We start from the raw sequence: 20,798 nt of genomic DNA on the forward strand, positions 1-20,798 counted from the left end.
TTTCGGAGAGCCATTTCAGCAGACAACCCCTTCGGGGTTCATGAATACAAGAACGTTATCTGAAATCTTCTAAAAAGTGAGATGACATAAATGTGGATTGTAAAACAGGATTTCAAAAAAATAAATGAATATGAATCAATGTATGGTAGGCTGCTGATACTTTGTCAGAAGTACGAAAAGACATGTAAGGAAATTGTTAAGTGGCTTAACCTTGCAGTTGCTATAGATGAAAGAAAATTTGGTTTTCTAAGCGATGAGCACATGTCTTATGTAGAGAAATTAGACAAGCTTTTTCTAGCTGGCTCTTTAAATGCATTAGACAAAAACGAAAAACTAAATATTTCTGATGAAGATATAAACTTACTTCAGGAGGAAGAGAGTCTCGCAACTGGATTATTCATAGTTCTGCAGATCTTGTGTTTGATAAAATATATTCTTCAAGAGATTCGAGCATTGATGCAGAGTTACATGATTTGATTTACGAGCACTTAAAAAATATTGCCAGAGCAGATTTTATAGTTTCAAAGTGGAGCTTTGAATTTCAAGAAAAAGAGCCCAGTAACTTCAGTGATATAGATAATTACACAAAAATGATTTCAGATTGGGTATTGAGCGATTTCAAGGAAGAGAAAGACTTCAGATAACATGATATTCACGCTGCGGGCATGCGCTGGGTCGTGAATACAGGAACGTTAGATGAAACCAATACAAGATCTTAAGTAAGGAGTAGAGATATATAATGATTGAACATAATATCGAAACGATTAATAGATTGCTTCAACAGCACCATATAAATGATGAAATTGTAAGTTTTCAAAGACTATCAGGAACAACTTCTGGAATAGTTTTAAGATTAGAATCAAAGCATGGAATTAAGTACATTTTGAAGTCTGATACTCCAATCCATATTGAATTAGTTGAACATTTGCTTCATACCTATACGCATTCAGTATTATTACCTAAAGTTATTTTATCAGCCCAAGATAAGTCATATTTTGTTTATACATTCATTGATGGTATAACTCATTTTAATCGTGGTAAAAAAAGAAATTGGATGAGAATCCTAGTAAAAGAACTGCTCAACCAATATGTTGAACATCAGGGGGGAAATACATGGGGAAGAATAGAATTCTCACGAGAAACATGGAAGGAATTTAATGAAATTAGCATTGAAGAAGCAAGAATGAATCTGAAGAATGTATTATCGCCAGAAGACTATCAATACGTAAAATTAATGTCAAAAAAACTATTTAATGATGATTCAAAGCAAGGAAATAAGTATTTATTGCATGGGGATACAGGCGTTCATAATTTTGTTTTTAATGATTCAACACTAATTGGTGTGATTGATCCGTCACCGATGGTGGGACCAATCATATATGATTTTTTATATGCATTTTGTTCTTCACCTGATGATATTAATACTGATACTTTGTTTGCCGCATCGGATTTACTTGAACAAGGTAATGTTGAGAGAACCAGATTAATTGAGGAAACACTGATACATCTTTATTGTCGAATAGGACTTAGTGTACGGCATCATCCAAATGACTTGACTGAATATATACAGGCATGGGGATATTGGAAACAATTGTGTAAGCAAATCGATGAAGGCACTGGCATCATCTAACACAATATTCACTTATCGGGCCATCCGGCCCTCAGTCCGGCAGAGGAATTTCGGTGAAGCGAGTCCAGCAGACAACCCTGCACTGGCTAAGTCTGACGACCCGCGCAAGCGCGCTTAAGCCAGTGAGGGTTCGTGAATAGAGAAAACGTTATCTGAAATTACCGATAGAACATCAGAAAGAAGGCGAATTCGTGGGAGTTTTATTAAAGAACATTGATAAAACAAATTGGACAAAATGCATTTTTCTAACGACTGATCCTGATAACAATCATTATCTTTTAGAGAAGTTTGTAGCTTCAAATGCTGTTTCAATTGCACAATCAAAGATAGAGCGAGGATGGATAACCAAAGCTATTTATGATGGGGACACCATTGTAGGATTTGCAATGTATGGATATTCAGAAGAAAAGGATTTTTTTGAAATATGCCGTTTAATGATTGATCATAAATTTCAGCGTCAAGGGTTTGGTAAAAAGGCGTTAAGTCTAATCATCGAAGAGATGAGCAAGAATAAGCAATGCTCTGAAATCTATATATCATTTGAACCCGAAAACTACTCTGCAAAAAAACTATATGAAGAATTTGGATTTGAAAACACAGGAGAAATCTTAGATGATGAAATGCTTTATTGCTTGAAGATATAGATAAATGTAAGAAAATTCGAGATGCCGGTGACTACAAATAACAATATATTCACGCATCTGGCATACGCCCTCGGTCCGGCAAAGGAATTTCGGGGAAGCAGAGGCAGCCGGACACACCTGACATACGCCAGGCGTCGTGAATATGGGAACGTTATACGAAAACTTGTTAGCTCCATTAAAAACCAATAATTTCAAGGAGGCATTTCAAGATGATAGGGCAACAACAACCACAAAAGTACCATGTGCTGGCTCGAGGAGTCATATTGAGCAATAATCATCTTTTGGTTGCTCACTGCATAGGCATGGATAACACCTTTTTACCAGGAGGACATGTTGAGCTTCATGAAAGTATTAGAACCTCTTTATATAGAGAGATAAATGAAGAACTTGGTTTAATAAGTGAAGTCGGGCCTTACATAGGAGCAGTAGAAGCGGAACACGAAGATGAAGGAACATATCATCAAGAGATAAATCATGTTTTTACTGCTAGATTAGAAAATGCAGATTATCGAAAGAATCCAGAAGCAAAAGAAAGCCATTTAGAATTTTATTGGATACCTATAAATGAGATGGATCAGCATAATCTCCTTCCTCAACCTATGAGAAAGATTGTTCAGAACTATATAAATGATGTTAAAGGGCCTTATTTTGAGAGCACATTTAAAGAAATTGAGTGAGGTTTTTCGATGAAGAAAAAGTCTACGTATAACATAATATTCATGCATCGGACATTCGTCCTCGGTCTGGCAGGAGCCGGACACCCAGCATACGCAGGGTCGTGAATACAGGAACGTTATACGACAGAATCAAGAACAATAGAAAAAGAGGGTCATATGACCCTCTAAATACTAGAATTTTGCAATTCACTTAATAGTTGTAGAGCATCTTTGAAACCTTGTATGTAGATACTTCTTTCTAGGATGGATTGGAGAGAAATTTGGGCGTCTTCGTAAAGAAAAACCGTATGTTGAAGTTGATCGGGCAAAGCATCACGAAGCGTTTTAAAATATTGATCTGTCTCCGAAGAAAGCTGAGTGTACTCCTTATGACACTCCAGAAGCTCAGTATAGAGTAATTCTAAACGTATTCTTATAAGCGGCTCTGTTAATGATTCTAATGTATTAATCATATGTTATTCCTCCTCTAATTAACTCTATAGAGTTATTATATAACCTTATAAAGTTAATTTCAAGGTGAATATTTGGCTTTATAGAGTTAAAACTTCGCTTTTCGTTGATGATTGCTGGTATGGGAGATAAGATAGAATTATGGAGGGGAAAAGATGAACGTAATCAAGTGTAATATACGAGAACTCATGGCAGAACATCGAATAGATGATATAACAGAATTGATGGCGAAATCGGGCTTAAGTCGGAATTCAATCAACAAGTTGTATAGGGAAACGAATATAGAAACAACAAAGCTGGAAACTTTATTCAAGCTATGCGATACATTTAACTGCAAATTATCAGATTTAATTGAGTATGTACCTGAAGAAAACCAGTAGTGAAGAAGCGATTCCGTCATATAACATAATATTCAAGCAGCGGCTCCTTTGGAGCCTGGGTCTGTGAGAAGGGTGTCGGAGAGGCATTTCAGCAGACACCCCCCTAACGGGTTCATAAATACAAGAACGTTATAGGAAATACTTGATAAAAGGAGAAAGCAAAATCTTTTAGAAATATCTGCGGATGAAAGGGTATTAAAGAAGATAGATGTTTCACCGAAAATGGCTTATGAATCCAAAGGAACATTTTATGAGTTTCCACATTCAGAATTTAATGAAGAGCATCCACAAATTTATCATACAAACCTCTGTTGTAGTTTCAATGGAACAAATGGATATGGAATGTACATTGACGCAAGAGGTAGAAATCAATGAAAAGAAAAATATTCTTTTGAAGAAAATGAAGATCAAATAGTTGTTGCTAGATTAGAAATAACGGAACTCCCAAATGAATGGAAAGAAAAAATGGGAGATTCTTGGTTTTATTGGCTTGATACATTAGACGATGATTATGCAGTAATTAGTAAAAGAGCTGATAGAATTGTAAATGAAGATATAGCGGTTTACATGTCGCATTAGTCCGGCTGAAATGTCGCAAAAGTACATGGTAACGCGATGTGGAGATATATTATACTCGCCTTATATTTCGATAATGAAAATCATTATCATACATAAGGAGGATTCAGCATGAATAAAGGAACAAAGAGGCAAGCTGCCGGAAGCATGGCACATGCTAACCATAAATCACGATTTTTAATGGGCTGGATGCTGGCCCTTGTTCTTGTACTGACGGCTTGCGGTGCCGGAGCAGGTACAAATGGCGGCAATGAGTCGTCTGCTACAACTCCAACGGACACGCCTTCGAATGGAGCGTCTCAGACTGCCGGAGCCTTCCCGGTTACGATCTCGCATATGAAGGGTCAGTATACGCTTAACGAGAAACCAAAGAAAATTGCTGTGCTTGATGTCAAATTTCTGGATCAATTGCTAGCCGTTGGCGAGCAGCCGGCAGGCAGTGTTATCGCTGAAGGCAATACCACATTTCCAGAATATTTAGGCGATAAGCCGGGTGACGTACAGGTTTTAGGCACACGGGACAAGCCCAATCTGGAAGCGATTGTAGCATTGGACCCGGATCTTATTTTAATGACTGATTTTCAAGAGAAAGAGTATGAGAGTGTAAGCAAAATAGCACCCACAATCGTACTTGACTTCTACGAGGATTGGCGAGATACGTTAGCTACGGTGGCTGCGATCACAGGTAAGCAGGCAGAGGCAGAAACTGTGCGTAAGGCTTATGAGGACAAAATTGCAGGACTGAAGGAGAAGCTGTCGGAGAAGTTAGGAGAGGAAACGGTAGCACTTATTCGTCCGAGAAAAGAAGGCATTCGTGTTCATGGTCTTGAGCATCGAACAGGCGGCATTCTGTATGAGGATTTGGGCTTAAAAATGCCTGCATTAGTCCAGAAGATCAAAGATGATACCTCCGTTGAAATCTCGATGGAGAAAGTTCCTGAGATTGGTGCAGATCATTATTTTGTTCTGTCTGATGAGTTGTTTGCGGCAGAGGCAGAGGCTTTGGATAGCAGTTCAGTATGGAAATCCCTTGATGCAGTCAAAAATAACCGTGCATATGATGTTAATTCTACACTTTGGATCGCTTATTATGGCCCACTTGCAATTAATATTATTGTAGATCAGGCATCGGAAGCACTGTTGGGATCGAATTAAAATGGACCATTATCTATCGACTGACTTATGGCAGCAAACGGTGGATGAACACTCGATTCGGCTTGGTGAGCCGTCTGAAGATAATGTCCGTATTATTGCTTTGAGCCAACTACATGAAGAAGCTGCATGCCGAGAGTATTTAAGCTGGCTTCAAGAGTATATTGGTGCGCCTGACATGAGGGTAGCTGCTTCAATGTTAGCTAAGCGAATCGGCTACCTGTGGATTGCTCCGTTGCTGACCGCGATGACCGTTCATCATCAGCATGTTTCTTTTCGGCTAGACAACAGCTTTCTCTATCATCCGACGCTCACAGCTAACGAGGGGGGGACGCATTTTCCTTTTCTAGCTATGAACGGGCTTCGGGCAGAAGCACTAACTGGAGACAGGGAAGTGTGGCGGGAAAAGGTGGTAAAGGAGATGTTTGCGTTACACCTTGCACCGCTGTTAAAGACGCTTGCTGCGATTGCTCCTCTTTCGATGAGTATCCTTTGGGAGAATATCATGATACGTATTGTCCCATTATATACTCCTGAAGTAGACAATGCTGACCAAGAAAGTCAGCACATCCAGGCAGATTTTTCATATCTGACGCAAGGAGCGCCTGGGCATTTGTTCGGTGTAAAAAGAAATCCGTTCACCCGGTTCACAAAAAATAAGGACAGCATTCCAGCCGTGAAAAGCAAGCGTACCACCTGTTGTTTTTATTACGAGATGTCAGGGGAATATTGCAGAAAATGTCCGAAAATTGACAATGAGAATAAATCTCAATTAAAATGACAACAGCAACAATTTTACTTTTGCTAACAGGCCTGATTGTAGTTAATTGGTTAAGCCCAGTCATGAGAGTCACTCTAGCAAAGGATGCTATTGTCAGGAGATGAGAGAAATGCCGCTACAAGAACAGACAAATCTATGGAGTGATACAACGATCAAGATGCTTGACGGGTATAGCGGTACTTTGCAGACAGGCAGTGTTCTTCGCGAAACGGAATTAACTTCGAATGTGTTGTTGCTGGCATACGGAGGGGAAGGGGAGCTTGCAATGAATGGTGAGGTTTGCCACATTGGAGCTTCTTTTGCTGGTCATGTTGTTAAGGGGACATCCTTAACGCTGACGGCCAGATCAGACGACATTTATTATATCATGATCATGTACAAGGCTTCTTCCATGGAGGGAGCCTCTCTTGTTTTGCCTTCATATCGCAAACACCCGTTGCGTACTTCATTTGTGCAAAATTCGGTAACCCAAGCAGAATGGATCGAGAATGCAGAAAAAATCGTTGCCAAATGGCGTCGTGGTGAAGGGATGGAACGTTTTCATGCCAATGCGTTGCTTCAGGGTATGATCTACGAACTGATCATGGATTACGAACGTGGTCAGGGAGGAGAAGCGTCTGGCATGGTGGATGTTGTCGCTTCATATATAGCGTCGCATTATCGCCAGAATCTGGAGCTTAAAGAGCTGGCAGCCCTTGCTGGATGCAGCTTAAGACAGCTGCAGCGACGATTTAAACAAGAGAAACAGCTCGGACTGACTGAGTATGTCATTCAGTTGCGCATGGAGAGTGCATCGCGGATGCTGCGTCACACGGATGCTCCCATCGGTGAAATTGCTGACAGAATGGGCTATCGCGACATGTATTATTTCAGTAGGGCGTTTAAGAAATATTATGGCATCCCTCCGCTGCGTTATAGGCTTGATGCCGCTTTGAAAACAGATATAGACTATGCTCATTCCTTGCAGCGGAACCGCACAGCTTCTTCATATGAATCGGCCCAAGGCTCGGTGATATGCCATATGCGAGGGGAATACTATGTTATCGGATCTCCGAAGCGTATCGCTGTACTCGATGTGCAATATGCCGATCATTTGCTTGCGCTGGGGCTCTCTCCAGCAGGTAGTGTAGGACTAGGCAATGCAGTGTTACATTTCCCTCAAACGATCAGGGCAGGACTTCAGAATACTGAATTACTCGGAACATATGAGTACCCCGACCTGCTTGCAGTGGAGCGACTGTCTCCGGATCTAATTATTTGCACCGAGGTACATGAGCCGCACTATGAACAGTTAAGCCGGATCGCTCCAGTTCTCATGTTTAAGCGCAATGAAAACTGGCAGACTATTTTGACTCTTTTCGGTGAACTGACAGGCAAACGAGAAGAGGCAAAGCGTATTATAACGGATTATCACCGACGAACCACATTGCTGTCCGAAGAACTTGCTCCCGTTCTGGCAGGCAAGAGCGTGGCACTGATCCGTCCGCTGGATTCTCTGGTTCGCGTGCATTCTGCCTCTCATCGTACAGGGGCTGTGCTGTACCATGATCTAGGTCTGCCTGTTCCGTTATTTGTGGCAGATACCTCCGACACGGCCTATCACATCTCAGTTGACAGACTACCGGCTGTACACGCCAGCCATTACTTCTTGCTTAGCCATGAACTCATGCAGGAGGGAATATCCGCAACAGAGCAACGTGTCTGGGGAATGCTTGATACCGTTGAGCGCCAGCACATACACTCGGTCGATGCCGCGACATGGATTGGCTGTTATGGACCCACAGGCATCAATGGCATTGTGGATCAGATCGCTCAGGCTTTGTTGGCTTGATGGGAGAAGAAGTTGCTACTTGTGCGCATAGAGATTTTAACAGGAACTAAAGACAGTTCATCTTTGCCTTATGTCATAGAGGGAAAGTTGAACTGTTTTTTTATGGCCAATCCATCAGATAACATCATATCCACGCATCGGAGCCTGGCGGTTCCTCGGTCCGGCAAAGAGGATTGCCAGGAAGTGGGGGCAGGCGGACACAAACGCACGGCGGCCGCTCATTTCGTTCGCATAAGTCAGAGGGACATCGTGAACACATAAGCGTTATATGCTAGAAATGATGGACAACAGATAGAATAAAAGAAAAATGCAAGAAAATAGATGAGAACACTTGTTTGCAGGAGTGAACACAGGTAAAATATAGATACAATTGACTCTTGGGTGGGTATGGTTTTCCTTCGAAAGTGAGACCATGGAAGTAAAAGATGCGATGACTCTAATGTTACTATTTTGGACATCTATTCTTGCACTTTTAACATGCATCAATAACAACAAGAGAAGGTAAAAAATCACCTAAAGGTTAAGAGCCGAAGGTGGGTTTTTATTATCTGAGACTTAGAAGGGAATAAACCCTCCAAGCCAATTGTAATGACCAGATGTTGACCGTAATTGGTCTTTCTTTAAGTGTGCTAACAGATGAAAAAAGATGAATTAAAGAAAAAATAAGATAAGTGAAGTGAAAAGCAAGTTAGTAAGCAAACTCATATGCGAAATACTATGCAACAATTTTAAAAATCTATTAAAACAAAAACAAGAAAATGAGGGATGTGCCCAATGACATTACAGGACCTATTTAATGAAAAACCAACTCAATTGTAAAAACAAAAGAATGGTTGAATACGGAGATGACCTTTTTACAGAAGAGAGATTATTAATGTGTGATAAAGTCCTTGATAACTATCTAAACCAATTAATATTATTACAAGAAACTAAACATCCTGAAAGTATTATGAAGGCTGTAGAAGAAATTGTAATTACGTTTAATGAATTGAATGAAAAGAACACTATTTTATTGAAACGATGGAACGTGAAGAACTGGCTGAATTTATAGATAAGGCAGCAAGACTAGCTGGATTAGAAATTGAGGAGGATCAAGATATTACAGAAGAATGGAGAGAATGGTGATGGTGAATTAAACAGGATTTCTAAGTAGATTCAATGAATTCATGGTACCTCTGTATAACATCACATCCAAGCATCGTCGCATTCGCTCCTCGGTTCGGCAGAAGTTGAGAAGCCATGAAGTAGAATCAGCCGAACATATTCGGCATACGCCGGACGTCTTGAATACAGAAACGTTATGTGAGATCAGCTAGGAATAAAAAGGCTATATTTAGGAGCAAGTACTATGAAGCGAATTTACAAGCATATCGAAGAATACACAGATCAGGAAATAAAAGATATTTTAACTCGTCAAGAAGTAGAAGAACTTATATATTTACCACTTTCAGTTGGAATGTATCATCACAATTGGAAGTTTGCTCAAGATATATGTCTTAAATCAGCGCAACATGATAATCCAAATGTAAGAGCGAATTCTGTATTGGGATTAGCACATATAGCAAGAACTAAAAAACAGTTAGATAAAAGACTAGTAAAACCAATCATTTTGAAAGAATTAAAAAATAATATAGAACATAAAGGAATAATATTAGATGCTATAAGTGATATAAATTTATTTATGAAGTGGAAACTAGCAAGGAAGCATAATTATTAGTTGACTCGAAGAAAAGCTGACCTCATATAACATCGCATCTACGCTGCGGGCGTTGCCCTTGGTTCGCTAGAAGTGGAAAGCAGAGAGAGAAGCGGGATCAGCTCACAACCCTGCGAGGCTAAGTCCGATGGACCCGGCGCTTTGCGCCTTAAGCCTCTCGGATTCGTAGATACAAGAACGTTATGCGAAACTGCTTAGAGATGGAGGAATACCAGATGTTTTTGAATTCTCATGTCTTTGAGTTAGCCAAAAAATTAAATACAGAAGAGAATCATAAGCAATGGACAGGCTTAAGAAGAAATTCTGTATTCTATGGCTTGGTCTGCTATATTAACAATTCAATTTCTTTATGTCTAAGTGATAATTATACAAGTTCAATATTGTTTTTAAGAAGAGCAACATCGGTTCAAAAGTTTTCGAAGAAGCTTCGCATAACATACTATCGGAGCCTAGGCCAGCGAGTTGGGGTTCATGCATACAGGAACGTTATTAGAAAGACTATGAGGAGGAAAATAATGAAGCTATTTCATGGAGAACAAGTCTTAATTAAAGAAAACAATCTCTTACAGCCACAAATACATACTCCTCTTGGAATAATTGAATTTTCAATCACAGTCTCTGATAACTTCTATTATCCAGAAAAAAGTTATAAACTCAAAAATGGTGGATCATTATATAAATATTATTATGATTCATTTGATTGTGAGCTAGTTGTCTGTAGACCCAAGCTCAATCTCGCTTTACATCTGACAGTAGAAGAATGTTGGGGAGCAGTTTTTAGAATAAAGCCTCATGCGAACACTCAAATAAGTACGTGCAGCTTTTCTGCTTCTTGGAAGGAGGGTTACAGTTGGACAGATTATGGATCTAATACTGGGGAAGATCTTGAAGCTGTCGAATACGAGAATCAGATATACCGTTTACACTTGGGGACACAAGACGGGGATATGTTAATGGCAAGAAGAAATCAAGGAGATATGATTCCTAAATCGCTATGTTTAAACTCTGACTTTGAAAAGCACGGTTTTATCCTAAGTTCTGATAAAGGCATTAAAATTCCTATGACACTAATTGATTCTAATGAGATATGCCAAGTACATTTTTTAGTTGCTTGGAATAAGAATATCAAAGAGGATGTTTCGACGTGGTTGGCTGTGGACCAGTTCTCAAATGAAATATTAAAGGGAGAAGAAATTTTGTAGATACCCTCAAAATTGTCATAGTTCATCTGATAACATAGTATCACACATCGGCATACGCCCTCGGCCCGGCAGAAGGATTTCGGAAAAGGAGATCACTGTAGGACACCTGAGCACTCGCTGGGATCGTGAATGTAGAATCGTTAGATGAAAGCCCCCGAATAAATAAAACCATCTAAAAAGGATGAAAAGAAAAAGTGATAAAATCTATTAGTATTGATGAATGGATTGGGACCACATTCAATGAAGAAATAGTTATGAATCCTACGTGGGCAGACACTTTAAGTTTTTTTAAAAAACTCGATGGAGATAAATTTACATTAGTTTTTTTTGAGGTATCAGATACAGATTCAGCATTGGTTGGAGGCGGACCGGAATATTTTATAGTGTCTATTACAATTGATGGTAATATATATACTCTTATGAACAATAAACAGGGAAACGGTGAAATTCATCTGGTTGCTGGTGGCCAGTTAGGCAATTATTGCGATAACATTTGTATAGAATTAATTCCTATGCTTGAAGTAATAAAGTATTTTTATGAAACTGGAAAACTACTCGAAACACATAAATGGAAACGAGAATAATAATTACTTAACTCGAAAAAAGTCAACGTTATTTAACATAGCATTCAACTCATCTGGCCGGGACAAGCCCGACCCTTAGCCCGGAAGATGCATTTCGGAAGGGCGGATTCAACGGAAACATTCAACCGGCTAAGTAGCAGAGCCACCCGGACTACGTGCCTTATCCATTGACGAAAGTAGATTTTAGAAGTGAATCCGTCATATAACGTTAAATTCAAGCAGTGGCTCCTAACGGAGCCTTGGTCTGTTGAAGGATCTCAAAGGGGCGTGAAGAAATTGAATTACATAAGAGAATTAAGAGAGTTAGTAGGTACCCGACCTATAATTATGGCAGGAGCATGTGTGATTCTCATAGATGATGAGGGACGATTACTATTGCAGCAAAGAACTGACAATGGTCTATGGGGATTACCAGGAGGTTCAATGGAGCCTGGTGAGAATATGAAGGAGGTTGCAAGCCGGGAACTTTTTGAAGAGGTAGGCTTAGAAGCCGAAGAGTTAGAATTACTTGATATATTTTCAGGCCCGGAACTCTACTATCGATATCCGCATGGAGATGAAGTATATAACGTAGTTGCAGCTTATATATGTAAAGAATACAGTGGAATAATTAAAGGTGATAAAGCTGAAGTACAAGATATACGATTTTTTGATTTAAACAAGATACCTAATCAAATAAGTCCTCCCGACCTACCGATAATAACAAGATTTTTAAATGAGGTAAGATCATGAAAACATTTTTTTAGTAAATCGAGGATGTCCCCGACATCACCTAACAAAGGGCTGTTTGAACTTCGGGAATTCCCTACATTATGTGAAATCAACGAAATTATTTAAGAGGTAAACATGGGTGTGGCCGGTTGCGCTTTTTCTTATTCCACGTGCAAGTTGCAGTAAAATGAACATGAAGTAGACGGAGATGAGTGTTTACTTCATGCTCGCTTAAATTTTTAAAAACTGAATTACAGATGGATCAATGGATCTTTGGAGGTTCAGAATTCATCAAATCGTTAAGCTGGGTCACAAAAACACCTTCGTTCGGGCCAGGGTTATTTCGAAACATTTTCGCTTCTTCCACCAGAACTTCGTCTGTATCCGTGCCAAGTATCTTAATTGTTGCATCAATGAATGAATCAAGTGGTATCGCACGCGGTTCATCGTTGTTGCTTTGAACCCATGGGGGCACAATTTCTATTACTTTTACCGATGTGTCTTTAAGCATGTACCTTTGGGACAGCGTATAGGTGTGAAGTGCTGCCTTCGTCGCTGAGTATATAGCAGTTGTCGCTAACGGTACAAATCCAAGTATCGAAGTCGTGTTGATGACAACGGCTTCTTCTTTGGACTTCAAATGCTCGATGAATGCAGAAATCAACCGAATGGGACCTAGAAAGTTTGTCGTGACAGTCGAAATCAAAACATCCTCATCGATCACGCCCGCCGCGTCATCGGACTGTATGATGCCGGCGTTGTTAATCAAGACATTAACATCCGGGTATTCTTTGATTAACCGCTTGGCGGCCGCCTTTATGCTGGCAGGGTCTTGTACATTCAATTCCACTGCGGACATGCCGGGATTCGCTTTGATCGTCTCCTCCAGACGCTCTTTACGTCGACCGGCGATAATAACTTTGTTTCCAAGATTGTGGAGAGCTTCTGCTAACGCACGTCCAATTCCCGAACCGCCGCCTGTAATAAAAATCGTGTTTCCTGTAAGTTTCAATTTTTAAACCCTCCTAATTCAATGTGATTTAAATCATTCCAAAGATTGTAAAACAATAGATTTCATGATTACAGCTCCACTAAAATTGAACATATGTTGAATCATCAACATAAATTTTATAAAGTGAATGTATCAGAGCGGTATATGGGGTTCAATGGTTAAAACAAGCGTGGTTGTTGATTTTTCAACAGAGGACTTCGAAGTGTTCATTTTTTCGGATAGCACAAAGGGGAGAAGGATATGGACAGGCGTATTCAAAAATCGAGGCAAGCCATTATTGATGCTTTTATGAGGCTGATGTCAGAAAAGGAATTCGAGAGAATTACGATCAATCAAATTGCTGAGGAAGCGAATGTCAATCGCGGAACGGTTTATTTGCATTTTGCTGATAAGTACGATCTGCGCGATCAATGCATGGAAGCTCAAATTAAAGAGTTACTACGCAATTGTATGTCTGAAGATAACTTCTTTCATCTCCCTTCCAAAACCGCACTACTGCGTACGTTTGAATATTTGGAGCAGCATGCTTCATTCTACTCAATAATGCTGACGAACAAGGGAAGTACGGTTTTTCGAAACCAAATAGAGACAATGTTCCGGCAAAGTCTGTGCGAGCATCTGGATTCGATCAACCTCGATCAGGATATGAACAGGGACATTACGGTGCAATTTTTAATTTCAGCGGCAGTGGGGGTATTGGAATGGTGGATTACCCGTTCAATGCCATATCCGGCATCGGTCATGGTCGAACAATTTTGGAATTTGCTGAACCGTGGTGTCGAGGGACACGAACAATAGTGGTTCAAATGATAGAAATAGAAATAACAGAAGAAGAGTCACTAAAAGCTCAAAAAAGTGAAAGAGATGCAGATGAACTAATAATCAAATTACAAAATAAAAAAAGACCATATAAGAAAATTCGCTGATAAAAAAATTGCAGATTGATTTTGAATGCATAATGAAGAAGTTCGGTAACTTCTGATAACATAATATTCAAGCATCGAATCCTTACGGAGCCTTGACCTGCTGGTATAGAGTTTTGGGGGGGCATTTTAGCAGACAACCCTGGAAAAAATAAAAAGATAATGGAGGTATGTTTGGTGCTGGCATTAGAAAAAGCTGGAAAAAATGATGCGCAAAGACTTGCTGAAATACAAAAGGCCAGTTTTGAGGATGAATCAAAGCATTTTAATAATAACGAAACCGTTGGGCCCATAGGATATGACTCCATAAATTGGCAAGAAGAGATGATGCAAAATTGCGAATATTTCAAGGTGCTCTTTAATGGAGAAATAATCGGGGGAGCTATGATATTTGTAGAATGTAATCAAGTGCATAATCTAGGAAGAATTTTTATTGATCCGAATTTTAAAAATCAAGGAATCGGAACGAAGATGATGGAGAAAATTGAAAGTAAATTTCCAGACAGCACTGAATGGTGGCTGGATACTCCTAGCTGGAATGTGAAGAATCATCACTTCTATTCAAAGTGTGGGTTTACTAAAGTTAGAGAAGAAGGTGACTTATACATTTTTAAAAAGACTTTATAAAATTATGTAATGTACAAACGTTATGAGACATCAGTGCTGAGTGTTACCAAGAAGATATTCGAAGAAAAGAGTGAAAGGGAGGATTTACAATGAAGATTGATTTTGCGATTGAATCAGATTATGAGTACATCTTGTTAAGAGACAAGCACATACATAAGACACTTATAAGACCAAAAATAAAAGAAAATGAAATCCTAATAATCAGAGAATCCAATCAAGAAATAGGTTGGATGAGATACGGATTTTTCTGGGACAACACACCATTTATGAATATGATATGGATAGATGAGGAGTATAGAGGAACAGGTATTGGTAAAAAAGTTGTCCACTATTGGGAGGAATTAATGAAACAAAAAGGTTTTGAAATGGTTATGACCTCAACACTTTCGAATGAAGAAGCTCAACATTTTTATAGGAAGCTTGGATATAGAGATGCTGGATGTTTAATGTTTGAGAATGAACCTCTGGAAATAATACTGACAAAGGTTTTAAACAAAAATTGACGTTGAGGAAATCAATGTAAAAAGCATTTTAAGAAGAGAGTGCTAATAATATGTGGTGTATTTCTTCCAATATAGAACTAAAAAAGGAATTGACTTTAGACTACAGAGATTTTTCTAATAGAGTAATCTAGAATAGACGAGACCAAATAATATTAAACAAGGATTGAAGAATATATTAAATAAGAACTAGAGGTATCACATAACATCGTTTTCCTGAAAGTGAAAGTCAGGTAGACAATCCTGCGAGGCTAAGAACCGAAGCTAGCCGGTCGCTACGCTTCTTTAAGCTTCTCGGGTTCAGGAACACAAGAAAGCTATTAGACATAATTGCTGATAAAGTAATGTTGAGGTGAATGATGAAAGTATTTCAAAAAAAAGCAATCCCAATCATTGTTAGACATTATCAATTCATTTGCATTGTTGACGAGAAACCTTATGAGGTATTGTTTAGAGCTTATTCAAGGAAGTATAAAACTTCTTTTATTGAAATTTCTTTCGACTGGAAAGAATGTTATTACATTAACTTATATAGACCTTTAATAAAATCCATATTAATTGAATATTGTATAAAGCTTGCTTGGATATATGATAAACCGAAGCAAATTCTAAGAATAAAGGACAGTAGAAAAATTGTTCAAGAACTATCATTAAGGGATTATGATTACAAATAAATGTTGGCATTTTCATGCGAAGCAATTTTGTCTACGATTAAGAGAATTGCTTATAGATATTTTATTGAGAATTATAAACAGCTCGAAGGCGAGGATGATAAAGGGCTGATTTTGTAAGTGAATCGAAGAAGTTATGTTTCGTTAGCTCCTATGGAACCTTGGTCTGCGAGCTGGATATCGAAGAGGAATTTCAGCAGACAACCCCTGACGGAGCTCATGAATACAAGTGTTATAGAAAAGGGACGCAAACCATAAAAAGAAGGTGTTTAAGTTGTTTGGTTTATTTAAGAAGAAGAAGATAATATTTGAAGATCAACTAAACAAACTTTCTGAATTGGGCATCTTCATGAGTGCAGATTTAAAAAAAGAATTACTTTTGGAGGAATTTTCATAGATGACAAACAATGATTATAAAATTCAAGTCGAAAAAGAACATGGGAAAATACTTAAAGAAATAATGTATTTTGAAAGTAGTCCAAAGTACCGTCATATAACATCATATTCAAACAGCGGCTCCTGACGGAGCCTTGGTCTGATAGGTCGATTTCAAAGGGGAATTTCAGCAGACACCCCCTTTTGGAGTTCATGAATACAGGAACGTTATGCGAAACCTCAGTAAGTTAAATACGGTATGGAAGTGAATTGATGGAGGGACCAATCATAACTTGTATGAGTATAGGCGTTTATGCTCATGCACTTACACGAGGCAATAAATACATCGTAAAAAAAGAAGATAGGGACAAGTATAGAATTATTGGAAACCATGGAAAAGCAGTTTGGATATCAAAAGCTCATTTTATTGAAGGAAATATAGAAGTGCCTTATTTAGAAAGATGGAAGTTTGATGATGATCCAAAGGAGTTTGATTTGGTGGAGGTGACCCTTACTTTTTCGGATGGAAGTGAACGATGGAGTTTGGTGACAACCCCTCAAAAATTAGTAAATCACTTTAAAAAAGAAATGGAACCACCAGGATTTAATATTAAACATCTAATTATAACGAAAACAATGGACCACGACGATATTGAAAAAACATTGAAATATTTAGAGGTAAATGATGAATTAACAGAAGCAAGCCAATCTTTGGAACGTTGATTCGGAGAGGATGGAGGAATTGCATAACATAATATTCAAGCTACGGCTTTTATGGAAAATACAGAAACGTTAGGTGAAACCTTTGAGAATCTAGAAATGAGGTAACTTCAATGATGCAATACAGAATTCGACCAATAATAGAAGATGATGTGTTTTTTTTATGGGAGATGTTATATGAATCATTATTTGTCCCAGAAGGTCAAGAGCCATTCGATAAAGCGATAATAAAAGACCCTTATATATCAAAGTATATTGAAGGTTGGGGAAGGGATGGGGATTTTGGATTTATAGCAATGAACCATGAGGGTGAACCCGTCGGATCAATAACAGTTCGATATTTTAACGAGGATAATAAGGGATTTGGATTTATTGATAATGATGTACCCAAACTAGGAATGGCTTTGTTAAAAGAATACAGGGGAAGAAAAATCGGAATGGCCTTAATGGATGAATTATTTAAAGAAGCTAGGAAGAGGAATATAAAAAATTATCCCTCAGTGTTGATCCGAGTAATGCAGCGGCAATGAAACTCTACGAGAGATTCGGATTTAAAGAAGTTGGGAAAGTTGATTCATCAATCACGATGGTTGTCGATTTGAGAAGTTAAAATACAGTATTAATAAGGATTATTTTAAGGAACTCAAAAGAGATCAAGGGTATCGCCTAACATCATATTCAAGCAGCGGTCCTTACGGAGTATGGGTCTGAGAGGATTTCGGAGAAGCATTTCAGCAGACAACCCCTTAGTGGTTCATGAATACAAGAACGTTAGCTGAAATATGACTAAAAAACAAAAAGGGGCCAAAACAATGAGTGAATTGACTTCAGGAAGCTTATCACTATTGAAATATAAAGAAGCAATTCTTGAGCATGATCCTATATACGCGGAGGATTTAAATGACAAATGGTTTGTTTTCATAACCAAAGATACAGAAGAAAGTGAAGAAATTCCAGAAAGTTTATTTCAAATTTCAGAAAAAATCCCAGTGTTATATTTTTATAATTTTGAAGATCACTGTTGGGGATACCGGGTAGTTTACAATTCACAAGAGATAGCAAGTCTTCATATATCATATGTGTTATTAGATACTTCAATTATTAAGCTTGCTGAAGAAAGATATCCAGAGGAAGATCACATTGAATTTCTATATGTCGACCCTAGAGGGGACAAAATCAGAACTGAATTAATTGAAGAAGTTCTAAGATCTAATGAATACAATGAGAAAATAGCAAAACAGTTTACAAATTGCAATCTAAAAACATTTAGATTTTTTGAATTAGATAATGAGCGAATAAAACAATTAGACGATATTTTGAATAATAATTATTATACACAACTGGAATCTAAGCATCAGTTAGTAGAAGAGTTTAAAGAATTATTAAGCATTGAGGAAATGAGTTGGATACGAGCAGATAGAATGAATGAAGAATACCAGGTCGTAGTAGTTCTATTATGTATTTTTCTGCACCCAAACAATCCAAAACTCGGGAGTCAAGGGTTGAAAAATGTATCCAGAAAATTCTCAATGGAGAGGGTTTAAATGATCGGTAAAAGTAATTCAGGCAAAGGCTAAATAAACGTATTAGAGGCGATAATTATGATAGATTTAGCGTCAGAAAGATTACTTATAAGAAATTTTCGATCTGATGATTGGAATGATCTACATGATTACTTATAAAATGATAGGACACATTTACTTTAATCAAACCGTACCGTTTGAGTTTTTAACATGGGAAATAGGATACATATTCAACCCAAGATACTATGGAAATGGATATGCTACTGAGGCAAGTAGAAGAGTATTGCAATATGGATTTGAAGAGTTAAAGGCTCATCGGATTATTGCGATGTGTAATCCAGAAAACGCTTCATCGTGAAGATTATTGGAGCGCTTGTTGATGCGAAAAGAAGGACAACCCATTTGGCATAATGCATATCAACATGCGATTTTAACAGATGAATGGCAAAGGAACAATGAATAATTCGAAAAAAGGGGTGTGATACCATGAATGAGAAGTCGCGGTTACTAGAGGAGTTCAAGGAATGGATACGTTTTGTTTCTGAGATTCGTGAAATGGATTGGAAAATAAAGATTGCTGAAGATAAATGGTCAGTTCACGATATCGTAAGTCATATATTACTGTGGGATAAATACTTTTATGAAGTAGCCATAAATCCGATATTAAACGATGCGCCTTTGACATTAACACATATGGATTTTGAACAATTTAATCAGGATGCTGTTGAATATGGAAAAACAAAAACGAAAGAAGAATTAATTAAAATGACTATTCAGTACCGTAACATGATATTGGAGAGTATAGAGAGTTTTGAAGACGACAAGTTTACTAAAGAATATGCTGACGGGAAGTTTACTGTAATATCATATTTAAGAGATTTTATCTGGCATGATCAACATCATATCAGAAAGATTGATGAGCTTAAAAGAAGAGCAATGTGAGTATATAGGCGGGTGAATAATATGGGGGATTATTGGAACAAAAGATTTACTGAAGAAGGAATGATTTGGGGTTGTGAACCAAGTCAAACTGTAACCCAAGCTATAGATTTGTTCAAAAAAAATAATGTACATGATATTTTGGTTCCTGGTGCTGGATATGGAAGAAATACGAAGGCGTTCTCTTCTTATTTTCAGGTTGATGGAATTGAGATATCTAGTTCAGCTATAAATCTAGCAAAAGAATGGGATTTAAAAACGAATTTTATTCAAGAATCGGTATTAGAGTTTACTACAAGCCAAAGGTATGATGGAATATATTGTTATGATTTATTACATTTATTTTTGTTAGAAGACCGAAAAAAACTGATACAGAATTGCGTGAAGCATTTGAAGGAATTGGGAGTAATGTATTTCACATGTTTTTCTGATCGTGATTCTAATAATGGTGTAGGTAGGAAAGTTGAGGAAGGAACATATGAATACAAGGAAGGGAAATATGCTCACTTCTTTACTGAAAAAGATTTAAAAGAACATTTTAATGATTTGAATATATTAGAAATGGGTTTCATGAGAGAAACTCTGATATATGTAGAGAAACAACAGAAAGAATATGAATTAAGATATATAGTTGTTCAAAATATTGGATAGCTATTTCGAGGAAGTAATTCAACAGACATGTCCCATCGCTTAGCTACCGCAAGTGGCAGCTGGACTGTTAATCTTAAAGCGCTGGGACATCGTGAATAAAGAAACGTTACATGTATTTGGAACTGAAGGGAATAAAAAATGAGAATGCAAGATAAACCGATAGTAAGTATTATAGGCTTGGGATTATTTAGTCTGACACTAGTGGTGCACATTTGTTTTAGATCAATAAGAACAATGGATGTAGGAATGGGGATATTATTGTCTCTAGTAAATGCCGTATTTTTAGTATTTACATTGCTATGGGGAGTATTAGGCACAGTAGAATTCTCAAGATTAATGAGTTGGAGAGAGAAAATAAAGAAAAGAGAAGTGAACGAAGAAGTAGATTTACATAAATACAAGAAAAAAATTAAAATATATCTATGTATAAACGTAATTTATTTATTACTAGTTATATGTCAACTCGGCTATGTTATTTATAGATGGGATGAGGTGAACGTATAGTGCATAGAGCAATGCGAT

Annotated in this window: 24 protein-coding genes and 1 pseudogene; 23 read left to right on the forward strand and 2 right to left on the reverse strand. The window is 37.8% G+C overall.

Annotated elements, in window-relative coordinates; translation table 11 throughout:
- Positions 1-90: 90 nt before the first annotated feature.
- The 4 genes from G9G53_RS20075 (at position 91) to G9G53_RS20090 (ending at position 2,951) form a co-directional block, all read left to right on the forward strand.
- On the forward strand, positions 91-477 hold the full coding sequence (locus tag G9G53_RS20075) for a hypothetical protein (protein ID WP_165149831.1): 387 nt from the start codon (positions 91-93) through the stop codon (positions 475-477).
- A 262-nt stretch (positions 478-739) separates the two neighbouring features.
- The gene (locus G9G53_RS20080) at positions 740-1,630 is read left to right on the forward strand and encodes a hypothetical protein (RefSeq protein ID WP_165149833.1); all 891 of its coding nucleotides are present in this window, start codon (positions 740-742) and stop codon (positions 1,628-1,630) included.
- 191 nt (positions 1,631-1,821) lie between these two features.
- On the forward strand, positions 1,822-2,274 hold the full coding sequence (locus G9G53_RS20085) for a GNAT family N-acetyltransferase (protein WP_165149835.1): 453 nt from the start codon (positions 1,822-1,824) through the stop codon (positions 2,272-2,274).
- Between the two features lie 209 nt (positions 2,275-2,483).
- A complete protein-coding gene (locus G9G53_RS20090; protein ID WP_165149837.1) occupies positions 2,484-2,951 on the forward strand; it encodes an NUDIX domain-containing protein in 468 nt (155 codons plus the stop codon).
- Between the two features lie 164 nt (positions 2,952-3,115).
- Here the strand turns inward: G9G53_RS20090 and G9G53_RS20095 are convergent, their stop codons facing one another.
- On the reverse strand, positions 3,116-3,403 hold the full coding sequence (locus tag G9G53_RS20095) for a DUF6809 family protein (RefSeq protein ID WP_094154364.1): 288 nt from the start codon (positions 3,401-3,403) through the stop codon (positions 3,116-3,118).
- 153 nt (positions 3,404-3,556) lie between these two features.
- Here G9G53_RS20095 and G9G53_RS20100 point away from each other — a divergent pair, with 153 nt between their 5' ends.
- From G9G53_RS20100 to G9G53_RS20140, 9 genes and pseudogenes are all read left to right on the forward strand, one after another.
- Positions 3,557-3,781 (forward strand): helix-turn-helix domain-containing protein, encoded by a 225-nt coding sequence (locus G9G53_RS20100; RefSeq protein WP_010345209.1) that lies wholly within the window; start codon positions 3,557-3,559, stop codon positions 3,779-3,781.
- Positions 3,782-4,468: 687 nt separating this feature from the next.
- A complete protein-coding gene (locus G9G53_RS20105) occupies positions 4,469-5,512 on the forward strand; it encodes an ABC transporter substrate-binding protein (protein ID WP_165149839.1) in 1,044 nt (347 codons plus the stop codon).
- A 1-nt stretch (position 5,513) separates the two neighbouring features.
- Positions 5,514-6,290 carry a (2Fe-2S)-binding protein gene (locus tag G9G53_RS20110; protein ID WP_165149841.1) on the forward strand — a complete coding sequence of 259 codons (777 nt, stop codon included), beginning with the start codon at positions 5,514-5,516 and terminating at the stop codon, positions 6,288-6,290.
- A 109-nt stretch (positions 6,291-6,399) separates the two neighbouring features.
- Positions 6,400-8,121: a helix-turn-helix domain-containing protein gene (locus tag G9G53_RS20115; RefSeq protein WP_165149843.1), complete on the forward strand. Its 1,722-nt coding sequence runs from the start codon at positions 6,400-6,402 to the stop codon at positions 8,119-8,121.
- Positions 8,122-8,895: 774 nt separating this feature from the next.
- A pseudogene (locus tag G9G53_RS20120) lies at positions 8,896-9,246 on the forward strand (hypothetical protein).
- A gap of 223 nt (positions 9,247-9,469) precedes the next feature.
- Positions 9,470-9,838 (forward strand): hypothetical protein, encoded by a 369-nt coding sequence (locus G9G53_RS20125; RefSeq protein WP_165149845.1) that lies wholly within the window; start codon positions 9,470-9,472, stop codon positions 9,836-9,838.
- A gap of 515 nt (positions 9,839-10,353) precedes the next feature.
- Positions 10,354-11,040, forward strand: coding sequence for a hypothetical protein (locus G9G53_RS20130; protein ID WP_069010401.1), 687 nt, complete (start codon positions 10,354-10,356; stop codon positions 11,038-11,040).
- A gap of 194 nt (positions 11,041-11,234) precedes the next feature.
- On the forward strand, positions 11,235-11,624 hold the full coding sequence (locus G9G53_RS20135; protein ID WP_029515454.1) for a hypothetical protein: 390 nt from the start codon (positions 11,235-11,237) through the stop codon (positions 11,622-11,624).
- Positions 11,625-11,900: 276 nt separating this feature from the next.
- Positions 11,901-12,356: an NUDIX hydrolase gene (locus tag G9G53_RS20140; protein ID WP_029515453.1), complete on the forward strand. Its 456-nt coding sequence runs from the start codon at positions 11,901-11,903 to the stop codon at positions 12,354-12,356.
- 241 nt (positions 12,357-12,597) lie between these two features.
- Here the strand turns inward: G9G53_RS20140 and G9G53_RS20145 are convergent, their stop codons facing one another.
- Positions 12,598-13,347, reverse strand: a complete 750-nt coding sequence (locus G9G53_RS20145) for an SDR family oxidoreductase (RefSeq protein WP_165149847.1) — start codon at positions 13,345-13,347, stop codon at positions 12,598-12,600.
- Positions 13,348-13,587: 240 nt separating this feature from the next.
- Between G9G53_RS20145 and G9G53_RS20150 the strand changes: the two genes are divergently transcribed.
- The 10 genes from G9G53_RS20150 (at position 13,588) to G9G53_RS20195 (ending at position 20,780) form a co-directional block, all read left to right on the forward strand.
- The gene (locus G9G53_RS20150) at positions 13,588-14,145 is read left to right on the forward strand and encodes a TetR/AcrR family transcriptional regulator (protein ID WP_029515451.1); all 558 of its coding nucleotides are present in this window, start codon (positions 13,588-13,590) and stop codon (positions 14,143-14,145) included.
- A gap of 302 nt (positions 14,146-14,447) precedes the next feature.
- Complete coding sequence (locus tag G9G53_RS20155; protein WP_165149849.1) at positions 14,448-14,897, forward strand: GNAT family N-acetyltransferase; 450 nt, start codon at positions 14,448-14,450, stop codon at positions 14,895-14,897.
- A gap of 89 nt (positions 14,898-14,986) precedes the next feature.
- Positions 14,987-15,400: a GNAT family N-acetyltransferase gene (locus tag G9G53_RS20160; RefSeq protein WP_165149851.1), complete on the forward strand. Its 414-nt coding sequence runs from the start codon at positions 14,987-14,989 to the stop codon at positions 15,398-15,400.
- A 1,316-nt stretch (positions 15,401-16,716) separates the two neighbouring features.
- Positions 16,717-17,166: a hypothetical protein gene (locus tag G9G53_RS20165; protein WP_165149853.1), complete on the forward strand. Its 450-nt coding sequence runs from the start codon at positions 16,717-16,719 to the stop codon at positions 17,164-17,166.
- A 110-nt stretch (positions 17,167-17,276) separates the two neighbouring features.
- Positions 17,277-17,693: a GNAT family N-acetyltransferase gene (locus G9G53_RS20170; protein WP_238438010.1), complete on the forward strand. Its 417-nt coding sequence runs from the start codon at positions 17,277-17,279 to the stop codon at positions 17,691-17,693.
- A gap of 282 nt (positions 17,694-17,975) precedes the next feature.
- Positions 17,976-18,707 carry a hypothetical protein gene (locus G9G53_RS20175; protein WP_238438009.1) on the forward strand — a complete coding sequence of 244 codons (732 nt, stop codon included), beginning with the start codon at positions 17,976-17,978 and terminating at the stop codon, positions 18,705-18,707.
- Between the two features lie 139 nt (positions 18,708-18,846).
- On the forward strand, positions 18,847-19,044 hold the full coding sequence (locus G9G53_RS26580; protein ID WP_238796273.1) for a GNAT family N-acetyltransferase: 198 nt from the start codon (positions 18,847-18,849) through the stop codon (positions 19,042-19,044).
- A 128-nt stretch (positions 19,045-19,172) separates the two neighbouring features.
- Complete coding sequence (locus G9G53_RS20185) at positions 19,173-19,628, forward strand: DinB family protein (RefSeq protein ID WP_165149855.1); 456 nt, start codon at positions 19,173-19,175, stop codon at positions 19,626-19,628.
- Between the two features lie 21 nt (positions 19,629-19,649).
- Positions 19,650-20,276, forward strand: coding sequence for a class I SAM-dependent methyltransferase (locus tag G9G53_RS20190; RefSeq protein ID WP_029515441.1), 627 nt, complete (start codon positions 19,650-19,652; stop codon positions 20,274-20,276).
- A 138-nt stretch (positions 20,277-20,414) separates the two neighbouring features.
- Positions 20,415-20,780 (forward strand): hypothetical protein, encoded by a 366-nt coding sequence (locus tag G9G53_RS20195; RefSeq protein ID WP_165149857.1) that lies wholly within the window; start codon positions 20,415-20,417, stop codon positions 20,778-20,780.
- Positions 20,781-20,798 lie beyond the last annotated feature (18 nt).

This window comes from Paenibacillus sp. EKM206P (genome assembly GCF_011066155.1).
GTDB lineage: Bacteria > Bacillota > Bacilli > Paenibacillales > Paenibacillaceae > Paenibacillus > Paenibacillus polymyxa_D.